8 protein-coding genes are annotated in these 9,817 nt (G+C 68.3%); 7 read left to right on the top strand and 1 reads right to left on the bottom strand.

The window, feature by feature from the left end; translation table 11 throughout:
- Positions 1-591: 591 nt before the first annotated feature.
- The 3 genes from ACGFSC_RS21180 to ACGFSC_RS21170 all read left to right on the top strand — a co-directional run bounded on the left by ACGFSC_RS21180 (position 592) and on the right by ACGFSC_RS21170 (position 2,793).
- Complete coding sequence (locus ACGFSC_RS21180; RefSeq protein WP_359911357.1) at positions 592-984, top strand: hypothetical protein; 393 nt, start codon at positions 592-594, stop codon at positions 982-984.
- A 144-nt stretch (positions 985-1,128) separates the two neighbouring features.
- Complete coding sequence (locus tag ACGFSC_RS21175) at positions 1,129-1,989, top strand: hypothetical protein (protein ID WP_359911354.1); 861 nt, start codon at positions 1,129-1,131, stop codon at positions 1,987-1,989.
- Between the two features lie 96 nt (positions 1,990-2,085).
- Complete coding sequence (locus tag ACGFSC_RS21170; protein WP_359911351.1) at positions 2,086-2,793, top strand: hypothetical protein; 708 nt, start codon at positions 2,086-2,088, stop codon at positions 2,791-2,793.
- Between the two features lie 127 nt (positions 2,794-2,920).
- Here ACGFSC_RS21170 and ACGFSC_RS21165 read toward each other — a convergent pair whose 3' ends face one another.
- Positions 2,921-3,262, bottom strand: coding sequence for a hypothetical protein (locus ACGFSC_RS21165; protein ID WP_359911348.1), 342 nt, complete (start codon positions 3,260-3,262; stop codon positions 2,921-2,923).
- A 2,699-nt stretch (positions 3,263-5,961) separates the two neighbouring features.
- Between ACGFSC_RS21165 and ACGFSC_RS21160 the strand changes: the two genes are divergently transcribed.
- Genes ACGFSC_RS21160 through cas5 form a run of 4 tightly spaced genes read left to right on the top strand, consistent with a single transcriptional unit; the run spans position 5,962 to position 9,798 of the window.
- Positions 5,962-6,672, top strand: coding sequence for a CRISPR-associated endoribonuclease Cas6 (locus ACGFSC_RS21160; protein WP_359911363.1), 711 nt, complete (start codon positions 5,962-5,964; stop codon positions 6,670-6,672).
- The gene (locus tag ACGFSC_RS21155) at positions 6,669-8,102 is read left to right on the top strand and encodes a hypothetical protein (RefSeq protein ID WP_359911345.1); all 1,434 of its coding nucleotides are present in this window, start codon (positions 6,669-6,671) and stop codon (positions 8,100-8,102) included. Before ACGFSC_RS21160 ends, ACGFSC_RS21155 begins: the two co-directional genes overlap by 4 nt.
- A complete protein-coding gene (gene cas7i / locus ACGFSC_RS21150) occupies positions 8,099-9,124 on the top strand; it encodes a type I-B CRISPR-associated protein Cas7/Cst2/DevR (protein WP_359911342.1) in 1,026 nt (341 codons plus the stop codon). The genes ACGFSC_RS21155 and cas7i overlap by 4 nt, the downstream gene beginning before the upstream one ends.
- Positions 9,121-9,798 (top strand): CRISPR-associated protein Cas5, encoded by a 678-nt coding sequence (gene cas5, locus ACGFSC_RS21145; RefSeq protein WP_359911338.1) that lies wholly within the window; start codon positions 9,121-9,123, stop codon positions 9,796-9,798. The genes cas7i and cas5 overlap by 4 nt, the downstream gene beginning before the upstream one ends.
- Positions 9,799-9,817 lie beyond the last annotated feature (19 nt).

The following is a 9,817-nucleotide window of genomic DNA, read 5'->3' as shown; positions in this document are numbered from 1 at the left end:
GCTTCGCTGCCTCGACGGCCTCGGCCGAGACGGTCACGTCCTTCATCAGGTGCTACTTCCTTGATCGGGAGTTACACCGTTCTTTGTACAGACCCGCCAGTGGGGCCCTACGAACTAAAGCCGGCCTCAGGGGCATCTGGCACGTGGGTGGCACGGGACGAGTAGGAGCCCAGAAACGATCAAGGGCCAGTTCGGGAGGACGCTGCCTCCGAACTGGCCCTTCGTGCGGGTGGGCGCGGACGGTTTCGAACCGCCGACATCTGCTTTGTAAGTTTTCCCCTGGCAAGGCGCTGACCTGCAGAAACGTTGACCACTTGGCCACTGACCTGCGAGAACGCCTCACCAGGGCTCTCGCAACCTCTCCGCGCTTCTCGGCCTCATGTGTGCCGATTCCGTGCTGGGAGGTGGTCCGCCGGCCTCCTGGCCGCCGCCGATTGCCTCGCTGCTCGGCCGCTTTGCGGCCCGACAAGTATCGCAGGCCCACGGCTCCCTCGCGGGTACCGAACGGGGCCGAACATCGCTGCGAACCTGTGGGCGGCAGCGCACCCTTGCCCACCCCGTTTATCACGTAACGTGACCAAGGAGCCGACCGTGCACCTCGACACCATCACCCCCCAGCAGTTCGACGAACTGATCTCGGACTCGGCCATCCCCGTCGCTCAACGCACTCTGTGGGTGCTGCTCGCGGCGGTCAAGTTCAACCTCACGGACTTCCTTTCTCTCGACGTCCGGGACGCGACCGACACCACGTTGTCCGCCGCTGGCGCTTCGAAGAACAGGCTGGCGGAGATGCTCATCCCAGAAAGTGCCTCAGTCCTTCTCCGGGAGGCCATCGGCAACCGCACGGAGGGCGCCATCTTCACCGAAGGAGGGAAGGCCATGTCCCGAGAGACGGCGGTCCGGGCGGCACGCCAATACGCCGGGTGCTCGATACACGCCTTCCGGAACTCCGGCTTCGGATGGAAGCCCAGGCCGGCGGACTGAGTCGCGGCTGCTCGGTGGATAGAACCTGTCGGCATCCCGCAAGAACTGTCGGTCTGCCGCGCCAGCCAAGCGGGAAACCAGCGGCGGTACGGGCATCAGGGCAGGCAGAATTGGGGGACCAATGATGCTCAGCTGGGGGAACGCGTGCAGGAACTGCGCTTCGAGAACGACATCAGGTTCACGCTGGAGATGGGCGAGCAGGTGTGGCTCCACCGCTCGATCGGCGGCCAGGAACTGCGAGTCCAGGCCGCGGTCGGCGTATCGCCGTTGAGTGAGGCCGGGAAGCTCCTCTCGCTGGAGGCAACCTTGTTCGGGTTCGCAGCTTCGCCGATCAACCGGGCCCAGCTTGGGCGGGTGACGGCGAACCTGGCATACACGCCGACCGTCACCGTTCATCGGCAAACCTTGGTGTTCCCGCTCACCACCGTGCAGCTTCACGCGGTCGAGGCTGGCCGGTCTGGGGACGCCCGGTTCGAGGTGGAGGTGTCGGCGACGCTTCCGCAGGCGGCGGGTTATCCCGGCACCGCGCTCATCACGGACCAGATATCCATCCCGAGGAGTCGGTGGGAGGAACAGCTGGAGCAAGCGGCCCCATCCGCAGCGTTCGAGATGGCCGTCCCATACCCGCTCCACGACTCTCGGCGTGCCGAGCCTGGACTCGCCCTCCGTGAAGCCCAGCGCTTGATCACCAGAGGCAGCATCCGGGCAGCGATTCTGGAAGTACGCCGTGTCCTGGAGTGGATGCAACACAATGCCGGGTGGGACAACCCTGGTTCCAAGAAGCTCGCCAACCAGTGCACTCAGTCGGAGCGCTGGTGGCGAATCCAAGATTCGCTGTACAGCCAGACCTCCGGGGCCATGCACAACGACGCCATCACGAAGTCGTTCGAGTACAGCAGGGCCGAAGCCGAAACGCTGCTTGCGATGACCGCCGCACTCTTGCGAAACGTCCCCGAGCAACTTCCTGCATCGGCCAACTCCGACGACACGGGAGTTGACGCGTAACGCGCCGGGTCAGCCGCCCTCCGGCCCCAGCTTCGGCCAAAGTTGGGTGAGCACGGACGCTGAACGAGCAGCTCGGTCGTGTGGGAGGGTACGGCCATGGCCGTCACCTTGTTCCACTACACCGACCATGACGCGTGGAGTGTCCCTGCTGATCCCGCGCGACCCGGCCTCCAAGCAGTCGGCGCGATCGTCCCATACAGCACGAACGCCACCAGCTTCTTCGACGAGCTTCCACTGATCTGGTTGAGCGACAGCACCGACCCTAAGACGACAGGGCTTGAGGCAACCAGAACGACGATCCGAATAGCGGTCCGGCTGGACAGGGGGGTAGTGCCCTGGGCTGTGCACAAGCATGAGCTCGGGGTCGGGGACGGGCTTGCCAGGCCCCTTGAGATCTCGGGCGACTCCGACCCTGCCACCTGGTACGTCACCTCTACCGAAATCCCGATCGGGATGTGGATCGAGGCCGTCGAACTCTCGACTGGCTCGGTGCTCTGGCATGCCGAGCCCCGTGATTCAGCCGTTCTCCCATCCTGCGATCCGATCGGCCCCGTGGACTTGCGCGAGCTTGAATCCGACCTCCGTGCTGGCTACATGGCGTACGCGGAAGAGAACCGCGACGCCATGGCTCTCCAGCGCCAGGCTGTCGTGCTGACCAACCAGATCAACGCGGCGCGCGACCTCGCGCTGGACCAGAGCCCCCTCGGTCAGGTCCGGAGCAACTCCGCGCTCCGCGCGCTGTGCGAGCAGGCGGCAGCGCTACCGGCCTGCTCGGAGCGCTGGGCACTGTTCCTCGGAGAATAAACGGCCGAGGTGCCCCGGCTTAGCGATGACGCGGTCCCTGCTGGTCCCGCCCAATCTCCCACGGCCGCGGCTGGACCGGGGACTCAGCCTGGCGGGGGTCACCGGCCTCAACTCGGCGGCTGACGACCTACTCCTCTCCACCCTGATCGACGTCGGGCGGTGTCTCGCCGAACCGCTCCAGCGCCTGCTCCGGCGAGCAGCCGAAGGCGCGGCCGATGTACTCCCAGGTCATCATGCTGCTGCGGGCCTGGCGTCCGGCCAGCAGCGCGGTCGAACCGGCGGCGCGCTCGAACCGCGCCGCCGCACGGGCGGCGGCGTATGGCCTGTTCTCCTTCTCCGCCAGGTCACAGATCCGGTCCACCAGCGCCACGACCAACTCCTCGACCTCGCGCGGCACCACACCCTCGACCAGGTCGACCTGCCACTCCCAGTCCGCGAACGGCACGGTGGCCTCGCCCGCACTGGGCACGGCTTGGACGCGCCCAGGCCACGTCGTTACCCCTCCCAGGGGCGATGAGACGGCGGACCCGCAGGAGTTGGTCCAGGTCGGTGCCTAGTTACTACCCCTCCCCGGGGTGATGAGGCCGTCAGCGTCGACCCCGCCGAGATCCAGGACATCGCGTTGCTACCCCTCCCAGGGGCGATGAGGCAGAGGCCCCCGGCATCGTCGTCACCCACGGCTTCTCGTTGTTACCCCTCCCAGAGGCGACGAGGCCGGGAAGTTGTCGTCACCTCCCCAGGGGCGATGAGGTGCTGGATGCCTGCGGGCAATGAGGCGGGCACCGAGCCCGTCCGGTGGGACGGCTAGATCAGGTTGCTACCCCTCCCAGGGGCGATGAGGCCGGCACGGTCATCACCTGGTGGGTGAAGCTCCCCAGGTTACTACCCCTCGCAGGGGCGATGAGGCCGGCCACACCCTCGCTGCGCACACCCAGGTCATTCTGTTGCTACCCCTCGCAGGGGCGATGAGGCGAGATCCTGGCCGGTCACCTGGTGCTGCTGACCAGGTTGCTACCCCTCGCAGGGGTGATAAGACCGGGCTGATCGGCCACTACATCGGCGGAGACGGGATCGAGTTGCTACCCCTCCCAGGGGTGATGAGACACCGCAAGCCGCCCAACGGGGAAGACCCGCGAGCCCGTTGCTACCCCTCGCAGGGAAGATAGGGATCGCCTGGTCGCCGGCGCCAAGTGCGGCCCGGCGTTGTTGCTACCCCTCCCAGGGGCGATGAGACCGGTGCCGCCAGTCGGTTCGTTGGCGTACACCACCTGTTGCTACCCCTCCCAGGGGCGATAGGGCGGAGTGGACGGCGTACGGGATGGCTGGCCATCACGGGTTGCCACCCCTCCCAGGGGCGATAAGGCCGGAACCCGTACCTGTCTGATCACCTGTTCCACCCCGTTGCTACGCCTCGCAGGGGCAATGAGACGCGCTACAGCTACGGCGGTACGCAGGACCACCTGATATTGCTACCCTCCCAGGGGCGATAAGACCAGAGCCCAACTCGCCTTGCTCGCCGGGGTTTCGCCGTTGCGACCCCTCCCAGGGACGACGAGGCCCGGGACCAGGGCACCGAGGCGGACCGCATCCTGTCGTTGCCACCCTTCCCAGGGGCTATGAGGCCGAGGCTCTCGCGATGCTGTACGGCCTGGACGGGTAGTTGCTACCCCTCGTAGGGGCGATGAGATGAGGCGGCGATCGGCCTCGGAGGCTCCTACCTCGCCGTCCGGTTGTTAACCCTCCCAGGGGCGATGAGGCTGGTGCGTCGCGAATTTCGGAAGCTTCAAGGTCTGGTTGCTACCCCTTCCAGGGGGCGATGAAGCGGCCTCCCCGGCGACGACCTTGCGGACGTAGGTCGGGTTGCTAACCCTCCCAGGGGCGATGAGGCCGCTGACTCGGCGTCCCCACACAGCTCCGACAACGCGTTGCTACCCATCCCAGGGGCGATGAAGGCGGCGCTGGAATCGCCGACCCGGGGCCTGGAACAAGTTGCCACCCCTCCCCGGGTCGATAAGGACATCCGGAGCTCGACGACCCCGAGTCGATCCTCAAGTTGCTGCCCCTCCCAGGGGCGATGAGCCTACCCCGGGTACTCCCGTGCACTACGACGTATGGGAATTGCTACCCCTCCCAAGGGCAATGAGGCGCTCGCTGATGAAGTCTGCTTCCTACTGCCCTACTCGTTGCTAACCCTCCCAGGGGCGATGAGGCGTTCCTGGCGGCAGAGTCGGGAGATCCGGTCATGATGTTGCTACCCCTCCCAGAGGCGATGAGACATCGGGTCCCCAGGTCTGCATCAACATCTACAGCCAGTTGCTACCCCTCCCAGGGACAATGAGACGACGTTTCCCTACGGGCTCGCGTACGGGCCGGCCAAGTTGCTACCCCTCTGAGGGTAATTCCGAGGACTGGCCCGACCCGATCCGGCTGCACTTTAACAAGTTGTTACCCCTCCAACGACGATGATCTCCAAGGCTGGCGCGCACGTCGAGGGGCACGTCACCATGTTGCTACCCCTCCCCGGGGCGATGAGACCGCACCGACGATCTTCCAGATCAGGACGATCCTCGCGTTGCTGCCCCTCCCTGGGGCGATGAGGCGACAGTAAACGGGCTTCGGGAGAAGCTACGGAAGCTGTTGTTACCCCTCCCAAGGGCGATGAGACCCTCGACCGTGGACAGGGACTCGTCGGTGATCGCCAGGTTGCTACCCCTCCCAGGGGCGATGAGACCACGACCACTGAGCCGGACCAAGCGCGGCCTGGGCATGTTGCTACCCCTCCCAGGGGCGATGAGACCCGGCGGCCGCGCAAGCTCGCCGGCCCGGCGTACATGTTGCTACCCCCCAGGGGCGATGAGACCCGATGGTAAAGCTACAGGTCAGACGCCGGATATGACTGGCCAGTGAGTCAGGTTCTGCAGTGGGAGTCTGGCGATGCTGTTGGCCATGTCATGGCGCTGGGGTGCGCAGCTTGGCGTTGGTCTGGGTGGTCTTGTTCAACGGTAGGGCATCGAGTGCTGCCCGGGGTCGTGGGTGACTGTGCGCAATCTTGTGACGGCTGTCAGTGGTGCAGTTTAGGGTCCTGGACTGTGCGGCTGGTGGTTCGTCAGCTTGCTGGTTTGTCATGCCGTTTGAGCGTTGGAGTGCGGGATGAGGGTGCGGTTGGCCGTGGTGACGGCGGCGGCGGAGGTGCCGTGGGGCAGCGTGCTTGCCCCTGGTCGGGGGTTGGTCTACGACGTGCTGGGGCGGGTGGCTCCGGAGCTTGGGCGCCGGTTGCACGAGCATGGTGAGGGGCCGCACGGGATGGCGCCGTTCGGGCATGGTGCGCCGGTGTTCTCGTCCGCACGTCGGCGGCCGGGGCGGTATGCGGCTGGTGGGCGGGGGGTGGTTGAGTTCGGCAGTCCGGTGCCGGCCATCGTGGAGGCGCTGGCGGCGGGGTTCGCGGAGCGTGAGTTGTTGGACTGGGGTGGGGTCGCCCTGCGCCTGACGGGCTTTGGCCTGGTGGAGCCGCCGGAGTTCGCGGATGGCCGGGCGGTGTTGCGGACGTCAACTCCGGTGGTGATGAAGGGCTCCGGATACGGCGCGGATGGGGTGCGCGGGCCGCGTCAGGCGTGGGTGCTGCCGACGGAGCTGGAGTGGGCGGGCTACTTCCAGGGGAACCTGCGCCGCAAGGCCGAGACCTTGGGCCTGGACGCCGGGGTCAGCCTGGAGTCGGTGTCCTGGGTGGGGCCGAAGAGGTCGTTCGCGGTAGGGCAGGGAGCCAAGCCTGGGGCCGCCGTCGAGGTGGAGCTGGCGGGAGCGCCGAAGACGCTGCGGGCCTTGTGGAGCTGGGGCCTGGGCCAGGCGAACTCGGCCGGGTTCGGCTGGGTGGCGGCATGACCGCGCCGACTCGCGGTGACCTCGGCCAGGGCCGACTGGTGCTGACCGCGCACCCCTTGCAGCGGGTGGGGGCGTTCGCGCTCGCGGCCCTGGCCGGCGACGGCTCTCCGGAGGAGACCACCGAGGCCGATTTCGAGGCGGCGCTGTCGCAGATGGCCCGGGACGCGCTGCGTGCGGCGCTCGGACGCGACAGCAAGGCACCGGACGGTTTCTGGTTGAAGGTCAGCTACTCATTCTTCCCCAACACCGCGATGAACCACCCCAGCAACGGCAAGCGCACCGACGCCGAGATCGCGGAGCGCGTGGAGCAGTGGCGGACTCTGCCCGCACCGTCCGGCTGGCCGCCCACGGTGTGCTCGCTGTGCTCGCGAGAGGCGGTCGGGTACTACGGGAAGAGCGACGTGCCGCTCGCCGAGAGCCAGTCGTACCGCAACACCACCCCGCGAGGCCACGACGGGATGGCACTGTGCTGGCCGTGTCTGTGCAGCTTCTACGCGCTGCCCTACGGGGTGCGCCTGACCGGCGGCCCGTCCATCGCCGTGCACAGCTGGGACGACGACTTCCTCCAGCACGCCGTGGCCGAGCAGGTCGATCACAACCGGATGCTCGCCGCCACCGGCGACGGCAGCAAACGGCAGACCGGCGCGCAGGAGGTCGTCGCACTTGTCGCGCTGCGCACCCACCGCCGACCGATGGGCGCTGCCGTCGGCCTCGTGGTGTTCAACAACAACAACCGCGGCCAGGAGCTGGAGACCCACGCGCTGGAGCAGCCGCTGGCCGAGTGGCTGCGCCGCACCCAGCGGCTGGGTGATCGGCGTGCGGGTTTCGCGGAGCTGGTTCGCGCCCATGCCAGTGCGTCGACGCCTGGGCTCGTGGCCTTGGCCCGCAACGTCTTCCGCTCGCCCGGCCGGATCGTGGCCGTCGGCCACGGCCGGCTGCTCGGCTGCCTGACCCACGCCGGGCGTGACCGGTCTAGGGCCGAGGCCCTGGCCGTGCTGCTCAACTCCTTCGCGACCGAGGTAATGCTGATGACCGAGAAAGACCTGGCCGAGATCGCCAGGACAGCCCGCAACGTGGCCGCGCTGCTGAACACCGCCACCACCGGCGGCCAGCTGCGGAGCTTCCGCACGCTGCTTCGCGACCCGTCGAAGCTGCGCGGGTGGCTCACATCCCAGGGCGTGCAGTGGACCGTCAAGCCACCCGCCGGAGCTGCCGGCCCGCTGGTGACCGAGCGGGCCTTCGAGCTGCTGTTCAGCCCGGTCTCGCAGAACCCGGCCTGGTTCCACCGGGACATGCTCCTGGTCGGTGTTCTGCAGGAGCTGAACTCGCTCGGCTGGAAGCCCGAGCAACCGGAGGAGGAGAGCGAGGAGGATCTCGATCCCCGCGACCTCGAAGCCCTGACGTTCGACACGGAGGATGAGCAGCAGTGACGTACCTGGTTGGCAAGATCGTTCTGGATGTGGTGGCGGGAGCCCCGAACAACGGCTTGGCGGAGGACAACAACGGCAAGGTCAAGCAGTTGCGGGTCGGGCGGGACGTCCACCCGTACGTGTCCGCGCAGGCGTTTCGCCGCTGGCTGCGCGACAGCCTGCCCGTGCAGGAGTCGCGATCGCCGGTAATCCGCAGCGGCGCCGGGGCCAAGCAGCAGGCTTACACCGCGGGTCGTCCCGATCTGCACCTGGACGACGACCTGTTCGGCTACATGGTCGCGGTGAAGAAGGAGAGCTACGGCCGGGAGACGGTGCTGGCGACCGGCACGTTCGTGTCGGTCGTCCCGCAGCGGCCCACCAGCGACTTCGGCACGATGAGCCGGGACTTCCCTGCTGGCGAGCACCCGGTGATCCACTCCCACGAGCTCTACAGCGCCGCCCTGGCCGGGGACGTGCTCCTGGACCTTCCCCGTGTCGGCGTCTTCGAGACGGACGGCACGGGCCTGCGCACCGCGCTGAGCCCGGCCTCCGCCGAGGAGGCCGTCAAGGCGGGTGCCGAGAAGACGGTGCTGCGCAGCGTCGGCGCGGTGCGGCTGCCCCTGGCAGAGCGCCGACGGCGGGTCGACACCGTGCTGCGCACGCTCGCCTCGGTGCGCGGCGGCGCGAAGCAGGCCCTCCACTACGGCGACCGCGCCCCGGCGCTGGTGCTGCTCGCCCCAGTCAAGGGCGGGGTGAACCCGTTCACCCGGATCGTCGGCGCCAACGACGGCCGGCCCGTCTTCCAGGCCGATGTGCTGCGCGAGGAGATCGAGGCGTGGAGCGACGAGCTGGACGGCCCGGTGCTGGTCGGATGGGCGCCCGGGTTCCTCGGCGACCAGCGTGAGAGGGCAGTCAAGGACCTCGCCGACCTCGTCGACAGCGGCGCCGTGGTTTTCGGGCACCCCCGGGTGATCCTCAACGGCCTGGCCGACCGGATCGGTGCGGGCGAGCACGACACCTGGTTCGAGGACCCCGCGGCATGACGGCCGCCTCGGTCACGGCGCTGCGGGTGACGCTGACCGCGCCGGTGGCCTCCTTCCGCAACCACCTGTATGCCGGTGTGCAAGTCACTCATCCCTGCCCGCCGCCGTCCACCGTCGCAGGCATGCTCGCGGCGGCGGCCGGCGGCTGGGACGAGGTCGACGTCGGCCTGCGGTTCGCCATGGCCTTCCACGCCGCCGGCACCGGGGTCGACCTGGAGACCTACCACCCGCTGGATGCCACTGGGAAGGCCACCACCCCGGTCCCGCGCACCCGGGAGTTCCTCGCCGACGCCACCGTGCACCTCTGGCTGCTGGACGATGCCGAGGCGTGGCGCGGCCGGTTGCGGCGGCCGGTGTGGCCGCTGCGGCTGGGCCGAAGCCAGGACCTCGTCGGAATCCGCCTCGACCACACCGTCCTCACCCCGGCCGAGGGGGAGCAGCGCGGCGCCATCGTCCCCGCCTTCCCCAAGGCCCAGGGCACGCTGCTACGGCTGCCGACCGCAGTGGCCCCGGGGCGGGAGCGGACCGTCTGGGGCAACTACCGGCACGACGCCACCAGCCGCAGCCGCACCCCGGTGCCCGGCAGCTGGTCGGATACCGACGGCCAGGCCGTCCTGCTGCTGCCGCCCGTCCACCCCGGCGCCCACTTCACCACCACCCTCAGCCCGGCCTGACCCAGAAGAAAGAAGGAGA

Origin of the sequence: Kitasatospora sp. NPDC048715, assembly GCF_043198905.1 — a bacterium.
Lineage (GTDB): Bacteria > Actinomycetota > Actinomycetes > Streptomycetales > Streptomycetaceae > Kitasatospora > Kitasatospora lactacystinica.
Note: the sequence above shows the minus strand (reverse complement) of the source record. Positions and strands in the feature narration are given on the sequence as shown.